The organism is Caballeronia novacaledonica (assembly GCF_900258035.1).
Classification (GTDB): domain Bacteria; phylum Pseudomonadota; class Gammaproteobacteria; order Burkholderiales; family Burkholderiaceae; genus Caballeronia; species Caballeronia novacaledonica.
The window spans coordinates 1-24,279 of the sequence record NZ_OGTP01000038.1 but is presented as its reverse complement, the minus strand read 5'-3'; the positions used below and the strand labels follow the sequence as shown (position 1 = coordinate 24,279).

At 62.2% G+C, this 24,279-nt stretch carries 23 protein-coding genes, 1 tRNA gene and 1 pseudogene; 1 reads left to right on the top strand and 24 read right to left on the bottom strand.

What is annotated here, in order from left to right:
* Window positions 1–188: 188 nt before the first annotated feature.
* From NOV72_RS30480 to NOV72_RS30370, 23 genes are all read right to left on the bottom strand, one after another.
* Window positions 189–788, bottom strand: coding sequence for an NUDIX domain-containing protein (locus tag NOV72_RS30480; RefSeq protein WP_106858232.1), 600 nt, complete (start codon window positions 786–788; stop codon window positions 189–191).
* Between the two features lie 48 nt (window positions 789–836).
* Window positions 837–1,157, bottom strand: coding sequence for a DUF2818 family protein (locus NOV72_RS30475; RefSeq protein WP_106858231.1), 321 nt, complete (start codon window positions 1,155–1,157; stop codon window positions 837–839).
* A complete protein-coding gene (gene nuoN / locus NOV72_RS30470) occupies window positions 1,157–2,614 on the bottom strand; it encodes an NADH-quinone oxidoreductase subunit NuoN (protein WP_245933219.1) in 1,458 nt (485 codons plus the stop codon). Before nuoN ends, NOV72_RS30475 begins: the two co-directional genes overlap by 1 nt.
* A gap of 40 nt (window positions 2,615–2,654) precedes the next feature.
* Window positions 2,655–4,154 (bottom strand): NADH-quinone oxidoreductase subunit M, encoded by a 1,500-nt coding sequence (locus NOV72_RS30465; RefSeq protein WP_106858229.1) that lies wholly within the window; start codon window positions 4,152–4,154, stop codon window positions 2,655–2,657.
* A 13-nt stretch (window positions 4,155–4,167) separates the two neighbouring features.
* Entirely contained in the window at window positions 4,168–6,237 is a 2,070-nt protein-coding gene (gene nuoL / locus NOV72_RS30460; RefSeq protein WP_106858228.1) for an NADH-quinone oxidoreductase subunit L, read from the bottom strand.
* Between the two features lie 17 nt (window positions 6,238–6,254).
* Complete coding sequence (gene nuoK / locus NOV72_RS30455; protein ID WP_007588140.1) at window positions 6,255–6,560, bottom strand: NADH-quinone oxidoreductase subunit NuoK; 306 nt, start codon at window positions 6,558–6,560, stop codon at window positions 6,255–6,257.
* A 20-nt stretch (window positions 6,561–6,580) separates the two neighbouring features.
* Window positions 6,581–7,258, bottom strand: coding sequence for an NADH-quinone oxidoreductase subunit J (locus NOV72_RS30450; RefSeq protein WP_106858227.1), 678 nt, complete (start codon window positions 7,256–7,258; stop codon window positions 6,581–6,583).
* A gap of 154 nt (window positions 7,259–7,412) precedes the next feature.
* The gene (gene nuoI / locus NOV72_RS30445) at window positions 7,413–7,901 is read right to left on the bottom strand and encodes an NADH-quinone oxidoreductase subunit NuoI (protein WP_008341734.1); all 489 of its coding nucleotides are present in this window, start codon (window positions 7,899–7,901) and stop codon (window positions 7,413–7,415) included.
* A gap of 24 nt (window positions 7,902–7,925) precedes the next feature.
* A complete protein-coding gene (gene nuoH, locus NOV72_RS30440; protein WP_106858226.1) occupies window positions 7,926–8,990 on the bottom strand; it encodes an NADH-quinone oxidoreductase subunit NuoH in 1,065 nt (354 codons plus the stop codon).
* Between the two features lie 2 nt (window positions 8,991–8,992).
* Complete coding sequence (gene nuoG / locus NOV72_RS30435; protein WP_106858225.1) at window positions 8,993–11,332, bottom strand: NADH-quinone oxidoreductase subunit NuoG; 2,340 nt, start codon at window positions 11,330–11,332, stop codon at window positions 8,993–8,995.
* A 51-nt stretch (window positions 11,333–11,383) separates the two neighbouring features.
* Window positions 11,384–12,706 carry an NADH-quinone oxidoreductase subunit NuoF gene (nuoF, locus tag NOV72_RS30430; RefSeq protein WP_106858224.1) on the bottom strand — a complete coding sequence of 441 codons (1,323 nt, stop codon included), beginning with the start codon at window positions 12,704–12,706 and terminating at the stop codon, window positions 11,384–11,386.
* Window positions 12,703–13,188, bottom strand: coding sequence for an NADH-quinone oxidoreductase subunit NuoE (nuoE, locus tag NOV72_RS30425; RefSeq protein ID WP_106858223.1), 486 nt, complete (start codon window positions 13,186–13,188; stop codon window positions 12,703–12,705). Before nuoE ends, nuoF begins: the two co-directional genes overlap by 4 nt.
* Before the next feature lie 151 nt (window positions 13,189–13,339).
* Window positions 13,340–14,593 carry an NADH-quinone oxidoreductase subunit D gene (locus tag NOV72_RS30420; RefSeq protein ID WP_106858222.1) on the bottom strand — a complete coding sequence of 418 codons (1,254 nt, stop codon included), beginning with the start codon at window positions 14,591–14,593 and terminating at the stop codon, window positions 13,340–13,342.
* Window positions 14,594–14,602: 9 nt separating this feature from the next.
* On the bottom strand, window positions 14,603–15,205 hold the full coding sequence (locus tag NOV72_RS30415) for an NADH-quinone oxidoreductase subunit C (protein ID WP_106858221.1): 603 nt from the start codon (window positions 15,203–15,205) through the stop codon (window positions 14,603–14,605).
* Window positions 15,206–15,226: 21 nt separating this feature from the next.
* Window positions 15,227–15,706, bottom strand: a complete 480-nt coding sequence (locus tag NOV72_RS30410; protein WP_006052903.1) for a NuoB/complex I 20 kDa subunit family protein — start codon at window positions 15,704–15,706, stop codon at window positions 15,227–15,229.
* A gap of 61 nt (window positions 15,707–15,767) precedes the next feature.
* Window positions 15,768–16,127 (bottom strand): NADH-quinone oxidoreductase subunit A, encoded by a 360-nt coding sequence (locus NOV72_RS30405; protein ID WP_106858220.1) that lies wholly within the window; start codon window positions 16,125–16,127, stop codon window positions 15,768–15,770.
* Between the two features lie 214 nt (window positions 16,128–16,341).
* Window positions 16,342–16,426 (bottom strand) — tRNA-Leu (locus tag NOV72_RS30400).
* A 127-nt stretch (window positions 16,427–16,553) separates the two neighbouring features.
* The gene (gene secG, locus NOV72_RS30395; RefSeq protein WP_106858219.1) at window positions 16,554–16,931 is read right to left on the bottom strand and encodes a preprotein translocase subunit SecG; all 378 of its coding nucleotides are present in this window, start codon (window positions 16,929–16,931) and stop codon (window positions 16,554–16,556) included.
* An 88-nt stretch (window positions 16,932–17,019) separates the two neighbouring features.
* The gene (gene tpiA / locus NOV72_RS30390) at window positions 17,020–17,793 is read right to left on the bottom strand and encodes a triose-phosphate isomerase (protein ID WP_106858218.1); all 774 of its coding nucleotides are present in this window, start codon (window positions 17,791–17,793) and stop codon (window positions 17,020–17,022) included.
* 166 nt (window positions 17,794–17,959) lie between these two features.
* On the bottom strand, window positions 17,960–18,976 hold the full coding sequence (locus tag NOV72_RS30385) for an NAD(P)H-quinone oxidoreductase (RefSeq protein ID WP_106858217.1): 1,017 nt from the start codon (window positions 18,974–18,976) through the stop codon (window positions 17,960–17,962).
* Between the two features lie 186 nt (window positions 18,977–19,162).
* Entirely contained in the window at window positions 19,163–21,301 is a 2,139-nt protein-coding gene (gene pnp, locus NOV72_RS30380; RefSeq protein ID WP_106858216.1) for a polyribonucleotide nucleotidyltransferase, read from the bottom strand.
* A gap of 360 nt (window positions 21,302–21,661) precedes the next feature.
* Window positions 21,662–21,931 (bottom strand): 30S ribosomal protein S15, encoded by a 270-nt coding sequence (gene rpsO / locus NOV72_RS30375; RefSeq protein WP_061119624.1) that lies wholly within the window; start codon window positions 21,929–21,931, stop codon window positions 21,662–21,664.
* A gap of 159 nt (window positions 21,932–22,090) precedes the next feature.
* Window positions 22,091–23,380, bottom strand: coding sequence for a branched-chain amino acid ABC transporter substrate-binding protein (locus NOV72_RS30370; RefSeq protein ID WP_106858246.1), 1,290 nt, complete (start codon window positions 23,378–23,380; stop codon window positions 22,091–22,093).
* A 195-nt stretch (window positions 23,381–23,575) separates the two neighbouring features.
* Between NOV72_RS30370 and NOV72_RS30365 the strand changes: the two genes are divergently transcribed.
* Window positions 23,576–24,091: a hypothetical protein gene (locus tag NOV72_RS30365; protein ID WP_106858215.1), complete on the top strand. Its 516-nt coding sequence runs from the start codon at window positions 23,576–23,578 to the stop codon at window positions 24,089–24,091.
* A 51-nt stretch (window positions 24,092–24,142) separates the two neighbouring features.
* Here the strand turns inward: NOV72_RS30365 and NOV72_RS32930 are convergent.
* Window positions 24,143–24,279: pseudogene (locus NOV72_RS32930) on the bottom strand (IS4 family transposase); the annotation flags it as partial.

Sequence of the window (24,279 nt, the reverse complement as noted above, 5' to 3'; positions counted from 1 at the left end):
GCTGATGGGGCTTCGTTGAAGTTTATCTCAAAATCGCGCTTTGTGAACGGTCGTTCTAAATTTGCAGACAGCCGTCACGCGATCAATCGTTCATTCTAGCCGCTCGGGTCGCCTGGCGCGTTCGGTGACGCAAAAACGACAAAAGCGGCCGTCGAGGCCGCTTTTGCGTGTGTCGCCGTGACGATCGATCAGTCCGCGATCGTCTCGCCGGGCTTCCATTCGCCTGAACGGATCTTCTCCAGCCAGAACACGCCGATGATCGTCTTCACGTCGCTGATGCTGCCGTCCTTCACCCAGTTCATCAACTGCACTTCATCGGCGATGAAGGTTTCGAGGAACTCGCCTTCGTCGAGCTTCGCGTCGCCCGATTGCAGGCCGCGCGCGAGATAAATATCGATGAACTCGGTCGAATACGAAATGACCGGATGGATGCGCGTCAGGAACGTCCACTCGCGTGCGGTGTAGCCCGTCTCTTCCTGCAACTCGCGCTTCGCGCACGTCAGTTCGTCTTCGTCGGGATCGAGCTTGCCGGCCGGAAATTCGAGCAGCACGCGACCCACCGGATACCGGAACTGGCGTTCGAGCAGCACACGGCCGTCGTCGAAGACCGGCAGGATCATCACCGCGCCGGGATGCTCGACGAACTCGCGCGTCGCGTGCTTGCCGTCGGGCAATTCCACGGTATCGCGCTTCAACGTGAGGAATTTGCCTTCGTGCAACGTGACGCTTTCGACCTTCTTTTCGATGAGGCCGTCGTCGTTGCCGGGAATCGAGGAATGATCTGCCATCTTGAGCCCTGTGCTTTGAAGCAAACAAGCCGCTAAGGGCGGAAGCCCTTAGCGGCGTTTGACGAGATACTGATACGTGAAGCCCGGAAAGGCCAGCACGATAAAGAGACTGAAGGTAATGGCATAGAACTGCCATCCCTGATCGAATCGGTTGCCGGCGCGCGCTTCGAGCATGAAGCCGAGCGCCCCGACCACGAAGTAAAAAACGATCAGTTCGCCGATGCGAATCCATGCGCTCTTCTTCGCCGCCCTCCGTCCCGTCGGCGGCGGAAGCCGCATCGGGACGATGGCGAAGAGACGCTGATTCAGGAACGGCACATTGGCGAAAACGAGCGCCAACAGGACGATGAACCAGCCCGCCGCCGACATTACAGCGGCAGCGTGTGCGAGATCGCCGTCAGGCACGCCGTCATCAGCGGACCCGGCACCAGGCCGAGCACCAGCACGGCGAGGCCGTTGAACGCCAGCAGCGAGCGGTTCAGTCCGCCGGCGACGATCGGCGATGCGTCTTGCGGCGCATCGAAGTACATCAGCTTCACGACACGCAGGTAGTAGAACGCGCCCACGAGCGAGGTCATCACGGCGAGGACGGCAAGCCACGTGAGGCCGGCGTTCATCGTCGCTTCGAGCACGGCGAGCTTCGCGTAGAAGCCGACCGTCGGCGGAATGCCTGCGAGCGAGAACATCATGATCATCATGACGAACGCGAACACGGGGCTGCGCTGATTCAGGCCCTTGAAGTCTTCGAGCATTTCGGCTTCGAAGTCGCGGCGCGCGAGCAGCATCACCACGCCGAACGTGCCGAGCGTCGTCACGAGATAGATGATGCTGTAGAACATCGCCGAGCTGTATGCGCCGGCCGCGCCCGTCACCTTGCCGTCGACCACGCCGGCCAGCAGGCCGAGCAGCACGAAGCCCATGTTGGAGATGGCCGAGTAAGCGAGCATCCGCTTGATGTTCTTCTGCACGATACCCGTGATATTGCCGACGATGAGCGACAGCGCCGCGAGAATCACGAGCATCTCCTGCCAGTCCACCGCGAACGGCAGCAGGCCCATCACGAGGAAGCGCAGGCCCCACGCGAACGCCGCGACCTTCGGGCCACCGCCGGTGAGCAGCGTCATCGCGGTCGGTGCGCCCTGGTACACGTCGGGCACCCACATGTGGAACGGCACGGCGCCCATCTTGAACGCGACGCCCGCCACGACGAAGATCACGCCGAACAGCAGGACCGCGTCGTTGATACGGCCCGAAGCGACGGCCTTCAGCACTTCGTTCAGTTCGAGCGAGCCGGTCGCGCCGTAGAGCATCGAGATGCCGTAGAGCAGGAAGCCGGAGGCGAGCGCGCCGAGCACGTAGTACTTCATCGCCGATTCATTCGACTGCGGCGCGTCCTTGCGCAGCGCGATGACCGCGTACAGCGACAGCGACATCAGTTCGAGGCCGAGATACAGCGTGAGGAAGTTGTTGCCCGAAATCATCACGCACTGGCCGAGCAGCGAGAACATGCCGAGCAGGAAGAAGTCGCCGCGAAACAGGTCGCGGTCTTCCAGATACTTCTTCGAATAGATGATCGACACCGCGTAGCCGAGACACACGACCGCTTTCATCGCGCTCGCGAACGGATCGACGATATACATGCGCGTGAAGAAGTAATGCGGCGTCGGGTCGAGCGCCGTGAAGGCGAACCACACGCCGACGACGATCGTCGAGACGAGCGCGATCAGATACGTCGTGCCACGGCTCTTCTCGCCGAACATCGTGTCGTTCAGCCAGGCCAGCACGACCGCGCCCATCAGGATCGCGTCAGGCCAAAGGATACTCATAGAGGCGTTTTGCATGATCTTTTAGTTCCTCCGCACGACGTTACTGAGCCAGCGGCAGCTTGGACTGCGCGACGTGGGAGAGCAGGTTTGCCACGGATTCGTGCATCACATCGGTAAAGGGCTTCGGATGCAGGCCCATGTACAGCGTGAAGACCGCGAGCACGGCGAGCACCAGGAATTCGCGCTTGTTGATGTCCTTGAGCTTCGCGACGTGGTCGTTCGCGACCGCGCCGAAGTACACGCGCTTGTACATCCACAGCGTGTAGGCCGCGCCGAGGATCAGCGTGAACGTGGCGAGGAAGGCGATCCAGAAGTTGTACTTCACGGCCGCCAGAATCACCATGAATTCGCCGACGAAACCCGAGGTGCCCGGCAGGCCGCAGTTGGCCATCGCGAAGAGCATCACGAACGCGGCGAACTTCGGCATCGTGTTGACGACACCGCCGTAATCCGCGATCTGACGCGAGTGGACGCGGTCGTAGAGCACGCCGATCGAAAGGAACATCGCGCCCGAGATGAAGCCGTGCGAGATCATCTGGACGATCGCGCCTTCCATGCCGAGCTGGCTCGACGGCCCGAACATGAAGAACCCGAGCGTGACGAAGCCCATGTGCGCGATCGACGAATACGCGACCAGCTTCTTCATGTCGGCCTGCACCAGTGCGACGAGGCCGATGTAGATCACCGCGATCAGCGACAGCGTGATGACGACAGGCGCGAGGAAATGGCTCGCGTCCGGCGCGATCGGGAGCGAGAAGCGCAGGAAGCCGTACGCGCCGAGCTTCAGCATGATTGCCGCCAGCACGACCGAGCCGCCCGTCGGCGCTTCCACGTGCGCGTCGGGCAGCCACGTGTGCACCGGGAACATCGGCACCTTCACGGCGAACGCCAGGAAGAACGCTATGAAGAGCAGCACCTGCGGCGTCATGTCGATCTTCGCGGCTTGCCACGTGGCGAGATCGAACGTGTGCGTCTGCGTGTAGAGATACAACAGCGCGACCAGCATCAGCAGCGAGCCGGCCAGCGTGTACAGGAAGAACTTGAACGCCGCGTACACGCGATTCGGGCCGCCCCACACGCCGATGATGATGTACATCGGAATCAGCGTGGCTTCGAAGAACACGTAGAACAGCAGGCCGTCCGCCGTCGAAAACACGCCGATCATGATGCCCGAGAGAATCAGGAACGCGGCCATGTACTGCGACACGCGTTCCGTGATCACTTCCCAGCCGGCGATCACGACGATCACCGTGATGAGCGCCGTCAGCACGACGAACCACATCGAGATGCCGTCAACGCCGAGGTGATACGTGATGTTGAAGCGTTCGATCCAGTTCGACTGCTCGACGAACTGCAGCGCAGCCGTCGATGCATCGAATCCGGTGATGAGCGGGATCGTGACGATCAGCCCGAGCACCGAGCCGATCAGCGCCACCCAGCGCGCGGGCGCCGGGTTCTGATCGTTACCAACTGCGAGTACCAGCAGGCCGAAAATGATCGGCAGCCAGATCGCGACACTGAGAATCGGAAAAGAGTGCATGGGATCCCTCGCCTTATTTGTCGCCGAGCGTCACAAACAGGGTCAAGAGCCCCAACATGCCGATAATCATGGCGAATGCGTAGTGATAGATGTAACCGGATTGAAGGAAGCGGATCACACCGGCGAACCAGCCCATGAACCGCGCACTGCCGTTGACGATGCCGTCGATGACGACCACATCGCCCTCTTTCCACAGGCCGCGCCCGATGGCGACCGCGCCCTTCGCGAACACGACCTCGTTGATCTTGTCGCAGTAGTACTTGTTGTCGAGCAGCACGTAGATCGGACGGAAGGTCTTCGCGACGACCGCCGGCAGATCCGGACGCTTCATGTAGAAGAACCACGCGACGATCACGCCCAGCGCCGCGAGCCACACCGGACCCGGCGTGACGATGCCGTGCAGCGCCATCGCGGCCCAGCCGTGGAACTCTTCGGCCATTTCCTTCAGGCCTTCGTGGTTCTCGCCGATGAAGATCACCTTGTCGAACGCGACGCCGTGCGCGAAGAAGTCGCCGTAGATCATCGGGCCGATCATGATCGCGCCGATGATGATCGACGGAATCGCGAGCAGCACGAGCGGCAGCGTCACCACCCAAGGGGTTTCGTGCGGCACGTGGGCGTGGCCGTGATCGTCGTGACCGTGGCCATCGTCATGACCGTGTCCGTGGCCGTGCGCTTCGGCCTGGCCCATCGGCGAGTCGGGATGCTTCGGACCGCGGAAGCGCTCTTCGCCGTGGAACACCATGAAATACATGCGGAACGAGTACAGCGACGTGACGAACACGCTCGCGACCACCGCGAAGTACGCGAAGCCCGAGCCCGCCAGATGCGAGTACTTCACCGCTTCGATGATCGAGTCCTTCGAGTAGAAGCCCGAGAAGAACGGCGTGCCGATCAGCGCGAGCGAACCGATCAGCGACGTGATCCAGGTGATCGGCATGTACTTGCGCAAGCCGCCCATGTTGCGCATGTCCTGATCGTGATGCATGCCGATGATGACCGAGCCCGCGCCGAGGAACAGCAGCGCCTTGAAGAACGCGTGCGTGCCCAGGTGGAACACCGCGACCGGATACGCCGATACGCCGAGCGCGACCGTCATGTAGCCGAGCTGCGAGAGCGTCGAGTACGCGACCACGCGCTTGATGTCGTTCTGCACGACGCCGAGGAAGCCCATGAACAAGGCGGTAATCGCGCCGATGACGGTCACGAACGACAGCGCCGCATCCGAATGCTCGAAGAGCGGCGACATGCGCGTCACCATGAAGATGCCGGCCGTCACCATGGTCGCCGCGTGAATCAGCGCGGAGATCGGCGTCGGGCCTTCCATCGAGTCGGGCAGCCAGACGTGCAGCGGGAATTGCGCCGACTTGCCCATCGCGCCGATGAAGAGGCAAACGCACGCGACCGTCAGCAAGCCCCATTGCGTGCCGGGGAAGGTCATGGTCGCGAGTTTGTCGCCTTGCGCGAACACGTCGCCGTAATTCAGCGAACCGGAGAACGCGAGCAGCAGACCGATGCCCAGCAGGAAGCCGAAGTCGCCCACGCGGTTCACGATGAACGCCTTCATGTTGGCGTAGATCGCGCTCTCACGCGTGAAGTAGAAGCCGATCAGCAGGTACGACACGAGACCCACCGCTTCCCAGCCGAAGAAGAGTTGCAGGAAGTTGTTGCTCATGACGAGCATCAGCATCGAGAACGTGAAGAGCGAAATGTACGAAAAGAAGCGCTCGTAACCGACCTCTTCATCCGCCATATAGCCGATCGTGTAGATGTGCACCATCAGCGAGACGAAGGTCACGATGACCATCATCATCGCCGTGAGCGAGTCGACCAGGAAGCCGACTTCCATCTTGAGCGTACCGACGTTCATCCACTCGTAGATGGTCGCGTTGAAGCTCGCGCCGTGCATCACGTCGTTGAAGACGATCGCGGAAAGGATGAACGAGATGAAGACGCCGAGGATCGTGATGCGATGCGAGCCCTTGCGCCCTACCGCCTTCCCGAATAGCCCTGCGATCAGCGAGCCGGCCAGCGGCGCCAGCGGAACCGCGAGCAGGAGGTTTTCATTGAGTGTCGTGGACATAACAGCCTAGCCTGAAATTAACCTTTGAGCTGATCGAGGTCCTCGACGTTAATCGTGTCGAGGCTACGGAACAGGGTCACGAGAATCGCGAGACCGATCGCGGCTTCAGCCGCTGCCACGGTCAGCACGAAGAACACGAAGATCTGGCCGTGCACGTCGCCCAGATAGTGCGAGAACGCGACGAAATTGGTGTTCACCGCGAGCAGCATCAATTCGATGGCCATCAGGATGATGATGACGTTGCGCCGGTTCAGGAAGATGCCGACGATGCTGATCGCAAACAGGATCGCGCCGAGCACGAGGTAATGGGCAAGACTCAACATATTCGATTTCTCCTTCGCGCTCAGCCCTTGTTGTCGACCGTGCCCGCGCCGATGTTCCCGGTCACGGCAGGTTCCGTAGCGGCGTCCGGCGCCTCTGTCTCCGCCTTCATCTTCACGATGCGCACGCGGTCCTGCGCGCGCACCTTGACTTGCTGGCTGACGGTTTGCGTCTTCTTGTCCTTCTTGTCGCGAATCGTGAGCGAGATCGCCGCGATGATCGCGACCAGCAGCACGAGACCGGCAATTTCGAACGCGAAGATGTAGTCCGTATAAATGACCTTGCCGATCAGTTGCGTGTTCGGCATGACGCCCGCGCCGCTGACCGCCGCACCGACCAACGGCGTGGTGGTCGCGCCGTAGCCGTGCCACAGGATCAGCGCCGTCTCGATCACGATGATCGCGCCGACGATGCTCGCGAGCGGCACGAAGCGCTTGAAATCGCGCCGCAGGACATCGATGTTGATGTCGAGCATCATCACGACGAAGAGGAACAGCACCATCACGGCGCCCACGTACACGAGAACCAGCAGAATCGCGAGGAATTCGGCTTGCAGCAGCATCCAGATCGCGGCCGCGTTGAAGAACGCGAGCACGAGGAAGAGCGCGGATGACACCGGGTTGCGCGAGGTGATCACCTTCAGCGCCGACACGGTGAGCAGCAGCGCGAAGATATAGAACAGTACGGTTGTGAATTCCATGATTACCGGTTCATCGTTAGGCCATCATCAGGCAGGGTGTGTCGGCGCTCGTGGACAGAATGCGTCCTCGGCGCGCGCCGCAGAGTGCCAAACAGCAACAACAAATTCGTTTCGGCGCGATGCCGAAACGCAAGGTTCCGGCATCGAACGCATATCAACGATAAGGCGCGTCCGCCGCCTTCGAAGCGGCGATTTCCGTTTCGTAACGATCGCCAACAGCAAGCAGCATGTCCTTCGTGAAGTACAGGTCGCCGCGCTTTTCGCCGTGATATTCGAGGATGTGCGTCTCGACGATCGAATCGACCGGGCAGCTTTCTTCGCAGAAACCGCAGAAGATGCACTTGGTCAGGTCGATGTCGTAACGCGTCGTGCGACGGGTGTTGTCGGCGCGCGTTTCCGATTCGATCGTGATCGCCATCGCCGGGCACACCGCTTCGCACAACTTGCAGGCGATGCAGCGCTCTTCGCCGTTCTCATACCGGCGCAGCGCATGCAGGCCGCGGAAGCGCGGCGAGATCGGGGTCTTCTCTTCCGGGAACTGCACCGTGATCTTGCGCTGGAACGTGTAACGGCCCGTCAGCGCCAGACCCTTCAGCAGCTCGGTCAGGAAGAAGGTTTTGAAGAAGTTCTGAATTGCGTTCATGATGATTTCGTCCGCTCTTGTCTCTTACTTCCAGATGTTGAGCGGCGACATGATCCAGAAGCCGACCACGACCACCCAAATCACCGACACCGGCAGGAACACCTTCCAGCCCAGACGCATGATCTGGTCGTAGCGGTAACGCGGGAAAGTCGCACGCGCCCAGATGAACACCGACAGCAGCAGGAAAACCTTGAAGGCGAACCAGAATACGCCCGGAATGAACGACAGGAAGCCGAACGGCGCATCCCAGCCGCCGAGGAACAGCGTCGTCGCGATCGCCGAGATCACGATCATGTTGATGTACTCGGCGAGGAAGAACAGCGCGAACGCCATGCCGGAGTAATCGATCATGTGGCCCGCGACGATTTCCGATTCGCCTTCCACCACGTCGAACGGGTGGCGGTTCGTTTCAGCGATGCCCGAGATGAAGTACACGACGAACATCGGCAGAAGCGGCAGCCAGTTCCACGACAGGAAGTTGACGCCCCAGCCCGCGAACATGCCGCGCTGCTGCGAGTGCACGATGTCGGACATGTTCAGCGTGCCCGCGACCATTAGCACCACGACGAGCGCGAAGCCCATCGAGATTTCGTAGGACACCATCTGCGCCGCTGCGCGCATCGCGCCGAGGAACGCGTACTTCGAGTTCGACGCCCAGCCCGCCAGAATCACGCCGTACACGCCGATCGACGAGATCGCCATGACGTACAGCAGACCCGCGTTGACGTCGCCGAGCACCGCCTGCGCCTGGAACGGGATGACCGCCCAAACCGCGAACGCCGGCACCACCGTCATGATCGGCGCGATCACGTAGATCCATTTGCTGGCCGCGGTCGGCTGAATGACTTCCTTGAGCAGGAGCTTCAGCACGTCTGCGATCGGTTGCAGCAGACCGGCCGGGCCGACGCGGTTCGGGCCGAGACGCACGTGCATCCAGCCGATGAGCTTGCGTTCCCAGAGAATCAGGTACGCCACGCACAGCAGGATGACCACCGAAACCACGAGGATGCGCACCAGCGCCCACACCGTCGGCCATGCGACGCCGAGAAGCTGCGTGCCGCCTGCGTTGATCGTATCGAACAAGCCCATTTTTACGCCTTCTCCACTACCAGTTCACCGAACAGGCCGCCGAGCGCGGCGCCAGCCGTCGTGCCCGCCGACACGCGGACCACCGACTCCGCGAGATTCGCGTCGCGGACCGCGGGCAACGTCACCGACAGATTGCCTTGGCGGATACGCACTGCTTCGCCGTCCTTCAGGCCGAGCTTGTCGAAGAGCGCGGTCGGCAAGCCGGCCACGTTCGCGTCGCGTGCGGCCGCCGTCAGATGCAGCGAGGGCGCGCGGCGCACGAGCGCATCGGCGTGATAGATCGGCACGTCGGCGAGACGCTGCAGGCCGCTGCCGTTCAACACCACGTTCGACGCGGCGCGCTTCGCTTCCACCGTCGTCTTGTTCGACAGGCGCGCGGTCAGTTCACCCGTGCCGAGCGCGGCGATGCGCACTTCTTCGGCCGTGTCGAACTCGAAGCCCGGCAAGCCGAGGATCGTGCCCAGCACGCGCAACACCTTCCAGCCCGGACGCGTGTCGCCCAGCGCGCGCACGACGCCGTTGAACGACTGCGCCGTGCCTTCCGCGTTGACGAACGTGCCCGACGTTTCCGTGAACGGCGCGATCGGCAGCAGCACGTCCGCGTAGTCCATGCCGTGCTTGAACGGCGACATCACGACGACCATTTCCGCGGCCTTCAGCGCCGCGACGGCCTGCGCCGGATTGGCCGTGTCGTATTCCGGCTCGGCGTTCAGGAGCACGTAGCCCTTGCGCGGCTGCTCGAACACTGCGCGTGCGTTGAGACCGCCTTCGCCTGGCAAGGCATCGACGAGATGCGCGCCGACCGAATTCGCGCCTTCCGTAAGGAAGCCGAGTGTCGCGCCGGTATTGTCGGCGATCCATTGGGCCGCCGCCTGAATCTGTGCAAAGTCCGGATGCTGAACCGCGAGGTTGCCGAGCAGCACCACGCGCGTTTCGCCCGCCGACAGCGACGCCGCGACATCCTTCGACGCCGCCGACACTTCGCGGCCCGTGAACGCGTCCGGCAGCGCGACGCCGCGCGCTTCCGAAACCGCCGCCGCGATGCTCGCGAGCTGGTCGAGCCACGCGGAAGGCGCCGCGACCAGGCGATGCGCGGTCGGGATCAGCGAGTCGTCGTTGCTGGCGTTGAGGAACGTGATCATCGCGCCGTTCTTCGCGGCCTGACGCAGACGCGCGGCGAACAGCGGATGATCGCGGCGCAGGAACGAGCCGATCACGAACGCGGTGTCGATGGTCGACAGATCAGCGATCTTCGTGCCGAGCCACGGCGCGCCGACGCCGGCCGGCGCCGAGAAATCGCTCTGGCGCAGACGGAAGTCGATGTTCGGCGTGCCGACGCCTTCAGCCAGTTGCTTGAGCAGATGCAGTTCTTCGACCGTGCTGTGCGGCGTGGCCAGTGCGGCGATGGCGTTCGCGCCATGATCCGCCTTGATACCCTTCAGCCCCTTCGCCACGTATTCGAGCGCGGTCTGCCAGTCGGTCTCGATCCAGTTGCCGCCTTGCTTGAGCATCGGCGTGGTGAGACGCTCGTCGCCGTTCAGGCCTTCGTACGAGAAGCGGTCCTTGTCCGAAATCCAGCATTCGTTGATGGCTTCGTTTTCCATCGGCAGAACGCGCATCACGCGATTGTTCTTCACCTGCACGACGAGGTTCGCGCCGACGGAATCGTGCGGGCTCACCGACTTGCGCCGCGACAGTTCCCACGTACGCGCGCTGTAACGGAACGGCTTGCTCGTCAACGCGCCGACCGGACACAGGTCGATCATGTTGCCGGACAGCTCCGAATCCACCGTCTTGCCGACGAACGACGTGATTTCCGAATGCTCGCCGCGGCCCAGCATGCCGAGCTCCATCACGCCGGCCACTTCCTGGCCGAAGCGCACGCAGCGCGTGCAGTGGATGCAGCGCGACATCTCTTCCATCGAGATGAGGGGACCGACGTTCTTGTGGAACACCACGCGCTTTTCTTCGCTATAGCGCGACTGCGACTTGCCGTAGCCGACGGCCAGATCTTGCAACTGGCACTCGCCGCCCTGATCGCAGATCGGGCAATCGAGCGGATGGTTGATGAGTAGGAACTCCATCACCGACTGTTGCGCCTTCACGGCCTTGTCGGAGGTGGTGCGCACGACCATGCCGGCCGACACGGGCGTCGCGCAGGCGGGGACGGCCTTCGGCATCTTTTCGACTTCGACGAGGCACATCCGGCAGTTCGCCGCGATCGAGAGCTTCTTGTGATAGCAGAAGTGAGGAATGTAAGTATCGACCTTGTGCGCAGCCTGGATCACCATGCTGCCTTCAGGCACCTCGACCGTCTTGCCGTCAATTTCTAGTTCAACCATGATGGATAGAAATCCTCAACCCTTGTCTTGCGCATCTGACTGCGCGCCTGATTACGCGGTAAGCGCTTCGGACGGCGCGTGATGCGCATGCCCGCCGACGAGACAATGCTTGTGCTCGACGTGATATTCGAATTCGTCCCAGAAGTGCTTGAGCATGCCGCGCACGGGCATCGCCGCCGCATCGCCGAGCGCGCAGATCGTGCGGCCCATGATGTTCTCGGCAACCGAGTTGAGCAGATCCAGATCTTCCTTGCGGCCGAGACCATGCTCAATGCGATGCACCACGCGATACAGCCAGCCCGTGCCTTCGCGGCAAGGCGTGCACTGGCCGCACGACTCTTCATAGTAGAAGTACGACAGGCGCAGCAGCGAGCGCACCATGCAGCGCGTTTCGTTCATCACGATCACCGCGCCCGAACCGAGCATCGAGCCGGCCTTCGCGATCGAATCGTAGTCCATGTCGGTGGCGAGCATCATGTCGCCCGGCACGACCGGCGCGGACGAACCGCCCGGAATCACGGCCTTGATCGACTTGCCGCGCACGCCGCCTGCCAGTTCCATCAGCGTCGAGAACGGCGTGCCGAGCGGAACCTCGTAGTTGCCCGGACGATTGACGTCACCGGACACGGAGAAGATCTTCGTGCCGCCGTTGTTGGGCTTGCCGAGTTCGAGATAATTCTGCGGGCCGATTTCCAGCAGGAACGGCACGGCCGCGAAGGTCTCGGTGTTGTTGATGGTGGTCGGCTTGCCGTACACGCCGAAGCTCGCCGGGAACGGCGGCTTGAAGCGCGGCTGGCCCTTCTTGCCTTCCAGCGATTCGAGCAGCGCGGTTTCTTCGCCGCAGATATACGCACCGTAACCATGATGCGCGTGCAGCTCGAACGAGAAACCGGAGCCGAGAATGTTCGCGCCGAGATAGCCGGCCGCGCGCGCTTCTTCTAGCGCCGCTTCGAACACCCGGTAGACTTCGAAAATCTCGCCGTGGATGTAGTTGTAACCGACGGTGATGCCCATCGCGTAGGCGCCGATGGCCATGCCTTCGATCAGCGCGTGCGGATTCCAGCGCAGGATGTCGCGATCCTTGAACGTGCCCGGCTCGCCCTCGTCCGAGTTGCAGACGAGATACTTCTGCCCCGGAAACTGACGCGGCATGAAGCTCCACTTCAGGCCGGTCGGGAAGCCCGCACCGCCGCGGCCGCGCAGACCGGACGCCTTGACGTCGGCGATCACCTGCTCGGCCGGAATCTTTTCTTCGAGAATGCGGCGCAGTTGCTTGTAGCCGCCGCGCGCGACGTAATCCTCGAGATGCCAGTTCTCGCCATTGAGACCGGCGAGGATCAGCGGCTTGATGTGACGATCGTGGAGTGACGTCATTTCGAAAGTTCCTCGATCAACTGGTCGATCTTCTCGCGGCTCATGAAGCTGCACATGCGATGGTTGTTCACGAGCATCACGGGTGCGTCACCGCATGCGCCGAAGCACTCGCCTTCCTTCAGCGTGAACTTGCCGTCCGAGGTGGTCTCGCCGAAATCGATGCCGAGCTTCTGCTTGAGATACTCGGCGGCGCTGTCCGACCCGCCGTCCGGCCCGAGCTGGCAAGGCAGATTCGTGCAGAGCGTGATCTTGTGCTTGCCGACCGGCTTCAGCTCGTACATCGTGTAGAACGTGGCGACTTCCTGCACCGCGACCGGGGGCATGCTCAGATAACCGGCCACGAACTGCATCAGTTCGGGCGAGAGCCATCCGTGCTCTTCCTGAGCGACAGCGAGCGCCGCCATCACCGCCGATTGCTTTTGCTCGGCGGGATACTTCGCGACCGCGCGATCGATTTCTTTCAGGCCTTCAGCTGAGATCATTTTCAGACACGACTCTTTCAATTCCTACCGAACGAAAACCTGCCGCGTCCTTCGTATTGCGGCAGACCTGGCGTTCCTGCGGGTTCCTGTTATTGCTTTCGCGTTTCCACGCACGGCGGCCGATGAGCGCGCCATGCAGGCGGCGATGAAATCAGCGATCGATCTCGCCGAACACGATGTCTTGCGTACCGATGATCGTCACAGCGTCGGCGATCATGTGGCCTCGCGCCATTTCGTCGAGCGATGCGAGGTGCGCATAGCCCGGCGCGCGAATCTTCAGGCGATACGGCTTGTTCGCGCCATCCGAAATCAGGTAGATGCCGAACTCGCCCTTCGGATGCTCGACCGCCGCGTACGTTTCGCCTTCCGGCACGTGGAAGCCTTCGGTGAAGAGCTTGAAATGGTGAATCAGCTCTTCCATGTTGCTCTTCATGCCGACGCGCGACGGCGGCGCAACCTTGTGATTATCGACCATCACAGGGCCGGGATTCTTGCGCAGCCACGCAATGCACTGTTGGGCGATGCGCGTCGACTGGCGCATTTCTTCCACACGCACCAGATAACGGTCGTAGCAATCGCCGTTCACGCCGACGGGGATGTCGAAGTCGAGCTGATCGTACACTTCGTACGGCTGCTTCTTGCGCAAGTCCCATTCGATGCCCGAGCCGCGCAGCATCGCGCCGCTCAAACCCATTTGCAACGCGCGCTCCGGGCTCACCACGCCGATGCCCACGAGACGCTGCTTCCAGATCCGGTTGTCGGTGAGCAGCGTTTCGTACTCGTCGACACAACGCGGGAAACGGTTGAAGAAGTCCTCGATGAAGTCGAGCAGCGAGCCCTGGCGCGTCTCGTTCATCTTGTCGAGCGCCTTCGCGTTGCGGATCTTCGACGCCTTGTATTGCGGCATCGCGTCCGGCAGATCGCGATAGACGCCACCCGGACGATAGTACGCCGCGTGCATGCGCGCACCCGACACCGCCTCGTAGACGTCCATCAGATCTTCGCGCTCGCGGAACGCGTAGAGGAACACCGCCATCGCGCCGACGTCGAGCGCGTGCGAGCCGATCCACATCAGGTGGTTCAGCACGCGCGTGATTTCGTCGAACAGCACGCGGATGTACTTCGCGCGCACCGGCACGTCGATGCCGAGCAGCTTTTCGATGGCGAGCACATAGCCGTGCTCGTTGACCATCATCGACACGTAGTCGAGACGGTCCATGTAGGGCACGGATTGCAGGAAGGTCTTGGTCTCGGCCAGCTTCTCGGTCGCGCGATGCAGCAGACCGATGTGCGGGTCGGCGCGCTGGATCACTTCGCCGTCGAGTTCCAGCACGAGGCGCAGCACGCCGTGCGCTGCCGGGTGCTGCGGGCCAAAGTTCAGCGTGTAGTTCTTGATCTCTGCCATGGCGTTCTCTTAATGTTTCAGACCGCCATAGCGATCTTCGCGGATCACGCGCGGCGTGATTTCGCGCGGTTCGATCGTCACGGGCTGATAGACCACGCGCTTCTCTTCCGGGTCGTAGCGCATTTCCACGTAGCCGGAGATCGGGAAATCCTTGCGGAACGGATGGCCGATGAAGCCGTAGTCCGTGAGAATGCGGCGCAGATCGGGATGGCCTTCGAACACGATGCCGTAGAGGTCGAACGCTTCGCGCTCGTACCAGTTCGCCGACGTCCAGATATCGACCACGGAAGGCACGATGGGCACTTCGTCGTCCGGCGCGAATACGCGCACGCGCACGCGCCAGTTGTTCGTGATCGAGAGAAGATGGCTGACGGCGGCGAAACGCGGGCCGTCGTAGACACCGTCGCCGTAGGTCGAATAGTCGACGCCGGCGATATCCATGAGCTGCTCGAAGCGCAGCGACGGGTCATCGCGCAACTGCTTGCAGACGTCCAGATAGTTGGCCGCCTTGACGACGACCGTCACCTGACCCAGCGACTCCGTGATGCTCTGGAGACGGTCGCCAAACGCCGTCTCGAGGTTCGCTTTGAGGGTCTCGAGTTTGCTTGCCATAGTTTGGGGAGACTCAGGCCCTTACTGACGGGCGATGGTGTTGGTGCGGCGAATCTTCGCCTGCAACTGGATCACGCCGTAGACCAGGGCTTCGGCGGTCGGAGGACAACCCGGCACGTACACGTCGACCGGCACGATCCGGTCGCAACCGCGCACGACGGAATAGGAATAGTGGTAGTAGCCACCGCCGTTCGCGCACGAACCCATCGAGATGACCCAACGCGGCTCGGCCATCTGGTCGTACACCTTACGAAGCGCGGGCGCCATCTTGTTGCACAGCGTACCGGCGACGATCATCACGTCGGACTGACGCGGACTCGGACGAAACACCACGCCGAAACGGTCCAGATCGTAACGGGCGGCGCCCGCGTGCATCATCTCGACCGCGCAGCACGCGAGACCGAACGTCATCGGCCACAGGGAGCCGGTGCGCGTCCAGTTGATGAGCTTGTCAGCCGTGGTGGTGACAAAGCCTTCCTTCAAGACCCCTTCGATACTCATTTGTTTTCCACTCCAGATGAGCAGCCAGCCAAAGCCGCCCATGAATCCGGTGATCTAACTGTCATTCCCAGTCGAGTCCGCCCTTTCTCCAGATGTAGGCGAAACCGAGCAAAAATTCGAGCAGAAAAATCATCATCGCGATGAAGCCAGGCCAACCGATATCGCGCAGGGACACACCCCACGGAAACAGGAACGCCGTCTCAAGGTCGAAAATGATGAAAAGAATCGCGACGAGATAGTAACGCACATCGAACTTCATACGCGCGTCTTCGAAGGCTTCGAAGCCGCACTCGTACGGCGCGTTCTTCTCCGTGTCGGGCTTGTTGGGACCGAGAATCTTGCCGATGCTGATCAACGCAATACCTAAACCAAGGCCCACTAGAAGAAACAAGAAGACGGGGTAATAGGGTGCGAGGTTCAAGGCTATCCTCTGATCGGTAGATGTGGTCTGTTATTGATTGGGGCCTTCAGCCGGGACGGACCACCCGGCGGGAGAATTCACTTGGGACCGCTCACGATATCAGCACACTGTGACAACCGCTTTGAAGTTGCCGATGCCGCAGTAAAAACGTAAGGGTACTCCAGAAGTGACAATGCCAGCCGAAGCGATGCAAGCGGCTGGCATTGGATAACTTTGGTGCCGACGGCGAGACTCGAACTCGCACAGCTTTCGCCACTACCCCCTCAAGATAGCGTGTCTACCAATTTCACCACGTCGGCACTGTACTGCAATCCGGGAAAACTACTTCTAAATTGCCGCGAATCGCTTCAAGACTTGAATTATAACTGGGCCCTACGAATTGTTCAACGCACAAAATGCAATTTATGCGAAAAATTCGTTCTGTCGTTATTTGGGCACGTCGGCACCCGGCGCGGACGACGCGACCGGTGCCGAAGCAGGCGCAGAAGCCGCCGATGCCGCCGCAACCGGCGCCGACGTCGGCACGGGAGCCGCTCCGCCCAGCACGCCCGCCGACGTCTGCGGCTTGTAGCTGCCGAGATAGGTAAGTGTCAGCGTCGTGATGAAAAACACCGCGGCGAGAACGGCCGTGGTGCGCGACAGAAAGTTCGCCGAACCCGTCGCACCGAACAGACTTCCCGATGCACCGCTACCGAACGCCGCGCCCATGTCCGCGCCCTTGCCGTGCTGAAGCAGCACGAGGCCGATAACGCCCAGCGCGGACAGCAACTGGACAACGATAATCAATGTCTTCAAATACAGCATTTCAACTCACCCGATCCCTGATAATTCCGTGACACCTTCGTGTCGCACTATGGTCTTTCGCCTGCCCTGCCCGCTTGCCGTTCGACGCTCAATGCGTCACGGTTTGCGCCGCCCGGCAGATCGCCAGAAAATCTTTCGACTTCAACGACGCGCCGCCGATCAGCCCGCCGTCGATGTCCTTCTGCCCGAAAAGCTCTTCCGCATTTTCAGGCTTCACGCTGCCGCCATACAGAAGCGGCACGTTCACCACCGATGCGCCCTTCTGCAGCAGCTTGTGACGCAGGAATGCATGAACGTCCTGCGCCTGTCCGGGCCGCGCGGTCTTGCCCGTGCCGATCGCCCAGACCGGTTCGTACGCGACCACGATGCCCGCCGCCTGCTCTTCCGTCAGAACCAGCAACACGGCGTCGAGCTGCGTGCCGATGATCTGCTCGGTCGTACCCGCCTCGCGCTCTTCCAGCGTCTCGCCGACGCAGACGATCGGCGTGAGCCCGGCTTCGATCGCGCGTTGTGCTTTCGACGCCACGAGTTCCGGACTTTCGCGATGATACGCGCGTCGCTCCGAATGCCCGACGATGGCGTACGTGACGCCGAAATCCGCCGCCATCTCGGCCGCGACTTCACCGGTGAACGCGCCGCCCGCATGCGACGACACGTCCTGAATGCCCCACTGCACGACCGAACCGCTCAAGAGCGCCTGCGATTGCGCGAGATAAGGACACGGCACGCACACCCCGACACGCACGCCATTTTGCAAAGCCGATGCCCCTGCGGCGACTTCGGTCAGCAAGGTCGCGTTGTCCCCGATGCGACCGTGCATCTTCCAGTTGCCCACCACCAGTTTTGCTCGTTCTCTGGACATATGTCTCGTCAGTCGGCGGCGGCTTGCAAGAGCCGCCTGTTATAAAAATGAACCGCTACGAACAGCAAACTGCCTGCAAAACAGGCGATTTTACTGTGTTACGAGGAAACCGGTCAAACCATCAAAAGGAACCGCAACGTGAAACGCTGCAAGCCACCTGAAAACATCACGCGCCGTCGCGCCAGTCGAGCACGATCTTGCCGACGTGCGTGCTGCTTTCCATCAGCGTATGCGCGGCGGCGGCCTCGTGCGCCGGAAAGACTTCGTGGATCACCGGCTTGATGTGCCCCGCCTCGATTTCCGGCCAGACTCGCTCCTTCAGCTTGGCCGCGAGCTTCGCCTTGAACGCGACCGGACGCGGACGCAGCGTCGAACCGGTGATGACGAGCCGCCGGCGCAGCACGTCGTTCAGGTTGATCTCCGCCTTGGCGCCGCCCAGCAGCGCGATCACGCAGATGCGTCCGCCGTCGGCCAGCGCCTTGAGCTCGCGCGGCAGATAGTCGCCGGCGACCATGTCGAGAATCACGTCGACGCCGCGGTCGTTCGTCAGCGACTTCACCACTTCGACGAAATCTTCCGTCTTATAGTTGATCGCGCGTTCCGCACCGAGCGCTTCGCACGCGCGGCATTTTTCGTCGGTGCCGGCCGTGGCGAACACGCGAAAGCCGAGCGCCTTCGCGATCTGGATCGCCGTCACGCCGATACCGCTCGATCCGCCCTGCACGAGCAGCGTCTCTTCCGCGCCGTTCTCGCCCGCGCCCAATTGAGCGCGCTCGAACACGTTGCTCCAGACGGTGAAGAACGTCTCCGGCAGCGATGCCGCCTCGATGTCCGAAAGCCCCTTCGGCACCGGCAGACATTGTTCGAGCGGCGCCACCGCATATTCGGCGTAGCCACCGCCCGCGAGCAGCGCGCACACGCGATCACCTTTTTTCAGACCGAACGGGTTGTGCCTGGGATCGAAATCGCCATCGACGATCTCGCCGGCCACCTCCAGCCCCGGCAGATCCGATGCGCCCGGCGGCGGCGCGTAGGCGCCCTTGCGCTGGAACACGTCCGGCCGGTTGACGCCCGAGGCCGCCACCTTGATCAACACCTCGCACTTGCCCGGCGCGGGCGTCGGACGTTCGCCCAGTTTGAGGACTTCGGGTGCGCCAAACTCAGTGATTTCGATGGCCTTCATATGCTCTCCCTGTGCCGACCAGAGTCAGTGTGCATTCGAACCGGATGGCACTGTGCGCGCCCGAAGCGATCACGCTCCACACTGCCATCGAGTCCGATGACGCGTCGGACAACGCATAGCGCCCGAAGCGTCATACATGAAAACGGCCGGCTCGCATCAGCGGCCGGCCGTCTACACATTACCGCATTACTGCTGCGGGTGCGTGGGTTCCGCCTGTTGCGCGGCTTCGTTCAGAAGCGCCTTCGCCGACAGACGCACACGGCCCTTCTCGTCCGTCTGGATGACCTTGACCTTCACGATCTGGCCTTCCTTCAGGTAGTCGTTGATGTCCTTCACGCGCTCGTTGACGATCTCCGAGATGTGCAGCAGACCGTCCTTGCCCGGCAGGATGTTCACGATCGCGCCGAAGTCGAGCAGCTTGAGCACCGGGCCTTCGTAGACCTGGCCGACTTCCACTTCGGCCGTGATGTTCTCGATGCGCTTCTTCGCGTCGGCCATGCCTTCCGCGCTCGTGCTCGCGATCGTCACGACGCCGTCGTCCGAAATGTCGATCGTCGTGCCGGTTTCTTCCGTCAGCGCGCGGATCACCGAACCGCCCTTGCCGATCACGTCGCGGATCTTCTCCGGATTGATCTTGATGGTGATCATGCGCGGCGCGTAGTCCGACAGTTCCGTGTTCGTGGTCGGCACGGCTTCGGTCATCTTGCCGAGGATGTGCATGCGGCCTTCCTTCGCCTGCGCGAGCGCGACCTGCATGATTTCCTTCGTGATGCCCTGGATCTTGATGTCCATCTGCAGCGCGGTCACGCCTTGCGCCGTGCCGGCCACCTTGAAGTCCATGTCGCCGAGGTGATCTTCGTCGCCGAGGATGTCGGTCAGAACCGCGAACTTGTTGCCTTCGAGAATCAGGCCCATTGCGATGCCCGCGACGTGCGCCTTCATCGGCACGCCGGCGTCCATCAGCGCGAGGCAGCCGCCGCAGACCGAAGCCATCGACGACGAACCGTTCGATTCCGTGATTTCCGACACGACGCGGATCGAGTAACCGAATTCGTCGGCGCTCGGCAGGCACGCGACCAGCGCGCGCTTGGCCAGACGACCGTGACCGATTTCACGACGCTTCGGCGAGCCGACGCGGCCGGTTTCGCCCGTCGCGAACGGCGGCATGTTGTAGTGGAGCATGAAGCGCTCGCGGTATTCGCCTTCGAGCGCGTCGATGCTTTGCTCGTCGCCCTTCGTGCCGAGGGTAGCGACGACCAGCGCCTGCGTCTCGCCACGCGTGAACAGCGCCGAACCGTGCGTGCGCGGCAACACGCCCGTACGGATTTCGATCGGACGAACCGTGCGCGTGTCGCGGCCGTCGATACGCGGCTCGCCGTTCAGGATCTGCGAGCGGACGATCTTCGCTTCGATGTCGAACAGGACGTTGCCGACCGTGGCCGCGTCGGCCGCGACCGTGCCCGATGCCGCCGCGTCTTGCGCGAGCTTCGCGGACGCCGCTGCGTAGACTTCCTTCAGCTTGGTCGAACGCGCCTGCTTGTTACGCAACTGGTAAGCCGCCTCGAGTTCGGGCTTCGCGATTTCCGTGACGCGCGAGATGAGCGCTTCGTTCTTCGGCGCCGGCTGCCAGTCCCACTCGGGCTTGCCGCCTTCGCGCACGAGTTCATGGATCGCGTCGATGGCCGTCTGCATCTGCTCGTGGCCGAACACGACCGCGCCGAGCATCACTTCTTCGGAAAGCTGTTGCGCTTCCGATTCCACCATCAGCACCGCGCGTTCCGTGCCGGCGACGACGAGATCGAGCGCCGATTCCTTCATCTGCGGGCGCGTCGGGTTCAGCACGTACTCGTTGTTGATGTACGCGACGCGCGCGGCGCCGACCGGACCGTTGAACGGCAGGCCCGACACGGCGAGCGCGGCCGATGCGCCGATCAGCGCGGGGATGTCGGCCGGGACGTCCGGGTTCAGCGACAGGACGTGGATGACGACCTGCACTTCGTTATAGAAGCCTTCCGGGAAGAGCGGACGCAGCGGACGGTCGATCAGGCGCGAGATGAGCGTCTCGCCTTCCGACGGACGGCCTTCGCGGCGGAAGAAGCCGCCCGGAATCTTGCCGGCGGCGTAGGTCTTTTCGAGGTAATCGACGGTCAGCGGGAAGAAGTCCTGGCCCGGCTTGGCGGTCTTCGCGCCGACGACGGTCGCGAGCACGACGGTATCTTCGACATCGACGATCACCGCGCCGCTTGCCTGACGGGCGATTTCACCCGTTTCAAGGCGGACATTGTGTTGTCCCCACTTAAACTCTTTGACGATTTTATTAAACATTGTGACTCCTTCTACGTTGCGCCACGCCGGTCGTCTGGCGCTGGCTGGGGCGGTCGCGAGCCACGCTTGAGAGGTGTGTTATGCCATTCCAGCGCGGCGCCTGACCGACGTGCGCGCGGCGCGCCGCGATGGAATGACACAAAGCTCTGCCGCGAGGCCGGACCGGGTGTCGAACCGGATGATGCATCCGGGGTAAAGCCATGAACTGCCGAAATCACCAACTACACGGTGCCGAACGATGAAAACGCGATCGGGCACCACTTCATGGCCGGAACGCGCAAAAACAAAGTGCCTGTGTCAGCGGACTGACACAGGCACTTCGTTCTAACGGCGGCCGCGAAGCCACATATGCGCCAACAATTACTTACGCAGACCCAGCTTCTCGATCAGCGAGCGATAACGATCCGCATCCTTGCCCTTCAGGTAGTCGAGCAGCTTGCGACGGCGGCTCACCATGCGCAGCAGGCCGCGGCGGCTGTGGTGATCCTTCGAGTGCGACTTGAAGTGGAGGGTGAGTTCGTTGATGCGGCTCGTGAGCAGTGCGACTTGCACTTCGGGGGAGCCGGTGTCGTTGGCGCCGCGCGCGTATTCTGCGACGATGTCGGACTTCTTGATTTCTGCTACGGACATTTGCTTTTCCTTTGATACAGACAGGCGGTCACGGAAGAAAGGCCGTGCCGTGGGTTTGCCAATTTCGGATTTCGCTTCGGATAAAACCGAAAGACGAAGCGCGGAGTATAGCACACCGCGCGCCGCCGGAGACAGCGTTCCGACAGGCGCGAGCAACGCCTAGCGCGCCGGACGCGTCATTTTGCAGGTCGCCGGCGGGACGGTCTTTTCGGCCGGAACGGCCAGCAGCGTGCGAAAGCCGTAGCCGGAGCCTTCGTTATCGAGCGCGGCGCCCTTCGCGCCCGCCTTGTCCATTTCCATGACATAAAGGGGCTGGATCACCTGATGATCGTCGGCGCGCAGGGTCATCGGGTGAAAGCCTTCGCCGTCGAACTTCATGCCTTCGAGCGCGCGCGCCACCGAGAGCGGGTTCGCGCTGCCCGCGCGGGTCATCGCCGAGGCGAGCATTTCGATCATCAGCGGCATGCGCGCGACGAGGTAATCGTCCGCGGCGGCGGGATAGCGGGCACGGAACGCGCGATAGTAAGCGTCCGACGCCGCGCCGCCGACGTTCGGATGCCAGTCCGCCACCGCGATCACGCGCTTCACGCCGGCATCGCCGAGCGCCGCCGGCGCGCCCAGACTGTTTCCGTAGAACGTGTAGAACTTCGTGTCGAGCCCCTGCTCGCGCGCCGCTTTCACCAGCAGCGTCAGATCGTTGCCCCAATTGCCGGTGATCACCGCGTCCGCGCCGCTCGAACGGATTTTGGCGATGTAAGGCGCGAAATCCTTCACGCGGCCGATCGGATGAAACTCGTCGCCCGCAATCGCGATATCCGGCCGCCGCGCCTTGAGCGCACGCTGCGCCTCGCGGCTCACGTCGTGGCCGAAGCTGTAATCCTGATTCAGCAGATACACCTTTCTGACCGCGCGATCGTCCTTCAGCGCGTCGGCGAGCGCGTCCATGCGCATGCCGGCGTGCGCGTCGAAGCGGAAGTGCCAGAAACTGCACGCGTCGTTGGTGAGCGCGGGATCGTCGGCGGAATAATTGAGAAAGAGCACGCGGTGATCCGGTTCGCGCGCGTTCTGCTTGTCGATCGCCGCGACGAGCGCCGCCGCCACCGCCGAACTGTTCCCCTGCATCACGAAGCCGATTCCGTCGTCGATCGCCGCGCGCAGTTGCACGAGACTCGCCTCGCTGCTGCCCTTGCCGTCGAGCACGACGAGTTGCAGTGGATGCATGCCGTCGGCGAGCTTCACGCCGCCCTGCGCGTTCACGCGTTCGACGCCGAAGCGCAGATTGCGCTCGACCATCGCGCCCGCGTTCGCGAACGGTCCGGACATGCCTTCGATCAGCGCGAGGTTGATGGGCGGCAAATCGGCCGCATTCGCCGTCAGACACAGTGCGACGCACGTCGATGCCGCGACGCGCAGCCATCGCGTGACGCGCACGCTGATTCCGTTCTTCATGGGTTCCGCCGATCCGCCGAAAGCGCGGATCATAGGCTGCGGCGGGCGCGCCGCGCAAGTCCGGCATTGCCGACACATCCGCTCGAATTGTGCGGCGTATCGGAGAATGTTTTGCCCTTCGCGCGTGTCAAAATCACGAGAAACGTCGAATAAACGCTGCTCGCCGGCGCGAGGAGCAAGCACGTGGAGGCTTCAATGCTGCACAAACTCAACCGCATGCGCGCGTCGCTCGCATGCGCGGGCGTCGCGCTTCTTCTGTCGGCGTGCGCGCAGCCGTGGCAGAACTATCAGACCGGGGCGGATGCATCGACGGTCACCGCGCGTCTCGGCCCGCCGCGCGAAGTCTACGATCTGCCCGACGGCGGCAAGCGCCTGATGTGGCCGACGCAACCGCTCGGCGAATTCACCACCGCCGCCGACATCGACGCATCCGGCAAGATCGTCAGCGTGAGACAGGTGCTCGACGAGAACGAGTTCTACAAGGCGCAGATCGGTACGTGGACGAGAAAGGATGTGCTCGTGAACTTCGGCCGGCCGGTGGAAACGTCGTACTTTCCGCTGATGAAGCGCGAAGTCTGGACGTACCGCTACATGGAAGCGAACATCTGGTACCTGATGTACAACTTCTATTTCGACGATCAGGGCATCTTGCGCATGACGCAGAAGACACCCGACCCGCTGCACGATCCCGACCGGCGCAATCTGTTCTGATTGAATTTGCGCCGCGCCATGCAAAAAGCCCTCGCGAAGAGGTAATGCCGTTCAGTTAAGGTCTTTTCTTAGATAGCGAACGGTGTACCGTTTGGGGCGGGATTTGACGATCCGGTCGCATGCGCGTCCGGGTCGTTTTTCGTTGGGCAGAGACTTGAGCCTTTCGCGCAGACGCTGAAGGCAGGCGG

What these genes read in the sequence shown, in the direction of transcription:
- NOV72_RS30480 (WP_106858232.1), bottom strand. Translation starts at nt 788, where the DNA reads ATGGCAGATCATTCCTCGATTCCCGGCAACGACGACGGCCTCATCGAA.
- NOV72_RS30475 (WP_106858231.1), bottom strand. Translation starts at nt 1,157, where the DNA reads ATGTCGGCGGCGGGCTGGTTCATCGTCCTGTTGGCGCTCGTTTTCGCC.
- nuoN (WP_245933219.1), bottom strand. Translation starts at nt 2,614, where the DNA reads ATGAGTATCCTTTGGCCTGACGCGATCCTGATGGGCGCGGTCGTGCTG.
- NOV72_RS30465 (WP_106858229.1), bottom strand. Translation starts at nt 4,154, where the DNA reads ATGCACTCTTTTCCGATTCTCAGTGTCGCGATCTGGCTGCCGATCATT.
- nuoL (WP_106858228.1), bottom strand. Translation starts at nt 6,237, where the DNA reads ATGTCCACGACACTCAATGAAAACCTCCTGCTCGCGGTTCCGCTGGCG.
- nuoK (WP_007588140.1), bottom strand. Translation starts at nt 6,560, where the DNA reads ATGTTGAGTCTTGCCCATTACCTCGTGCTCGGCGCGATCCTGTTTGCG.
- NOV72_RS30450 (WP_106858227.1), bottom strand. Translation starts at nt 7,258, where the DNA reads ATGGAATTCACAACCGTACTGTTCTATATCTTCGCGCTGCTGCTCACC.
- nuoI (WP_008341734.1), bottom strand. Translation starts at nt 7,901, where the DNA reads ATGAACGCAATTCAGAACTTCTTCAAAACCTTCTTCCTGACCGAGCTG.
- nuoH (WP_106858226.1), bottom strand. Translation starts at nt 8,990, where the DNA reads ATGGGCTTGTTCGATACGATCAACGCAGGCGGCACGCAGCTTCTCGGC.
- nuoG (WP_106858225.1), bottom strand. Translation starts at nt 11,332, where the DNA reads ATGGTTGAACTAGAAATTGACGGCAAGACGGTCGAGGTGCCTGAAGGC.
- nuoF (WP_106858224.1), bottom strand. Translation starts at nt 12,706, where the DNA reads ATGACGTCACTCCACGATCGTCACATCAAGCCGCTGATCCTCGCCGGT.
- nuoE (WP_106858223.1), bottom strand. Translation starts at nt 13,188, where the DNA reads ATGATCTCAGCTGAAGGCCTGAAAGAAATCGATCGCGCGGTCGCGAAG.
- NOV72_RS30420 (WP_106858222.1), bottom strand. Translation starts at nt 14,593, where the DNA reads ATGGCAGAGATCAAGAACTACACGCTGAACTTTGGCCCGCAGCACCCG.
- NOV72_RS30415 (WP_106858221.1), bottom strand. Translation starts at nt 15,205, where the DNA reads ATGGCAAGCAAACTCGAGACCCTCAAAGCGAACCTCGAGACGGCGTTT.
- NOV72_RS30410 (WP_006052903.1), bottom strand. Translation starts at nt 15,706, where the DNA reads ATGAGTATCGAAGGGGTCTTGAAGGAAGGCTTTGTCACCACCACGGCT.
- secG (WP_106858219.1), bottom strand. Translation starts at nt 16,931, where the DNA reads ATGCTGTATTTGAAGACATTGATTATCGTTGTCCAGTTGCTGTCCGCG.
- tpiA (WP_106858218.1), bottom strand. Translation starts at nt 17,793, where the DNA reads ATGTCCAGAGAACGAGCAAAACTGGTGGTGGGCAACTGGAAGATGCAC.
- NOV72_RS30385 (WP_106858217.1), bottom strand. Translation starts at nt 18,976, where the DNA reads ATGAAGGCCATCGAAATCACTGAGTTTGGCGCACCCGAAGTCCTCAAA.
- pnp (WP_106858216.1), bottom strand. Translation starts at nt 21,301, where the DNA reads ATGTTTAATAAAATCGTCAAAGAGTTTAAGTGGGGACAACACAATGTC.
- rpsO (WP_061119624.1), bottom strand. Translation starts at nt 21,931, where the DNA reads ATGTCCGTAGCAGAAATCAAGAAGTCCGACATCGTCGCAGAATACGCG.
- NOV72_RS30370 (WP_106858246.1), bottom strand. Translation starts at nt 23,380, where the DNA reads ATGAAGAACGGAATCAGCGTGCGCGTCACGCGATGGCTGCGCGTCGCG.
- NOV72_RS30365 (WP_106858215.1), top strand. Translation starts at nt 23,576, where the DNA reads ATGCTGCACAAACTCAACCGCATGCGCGCGTCGCTCGCATGCGCGGGC.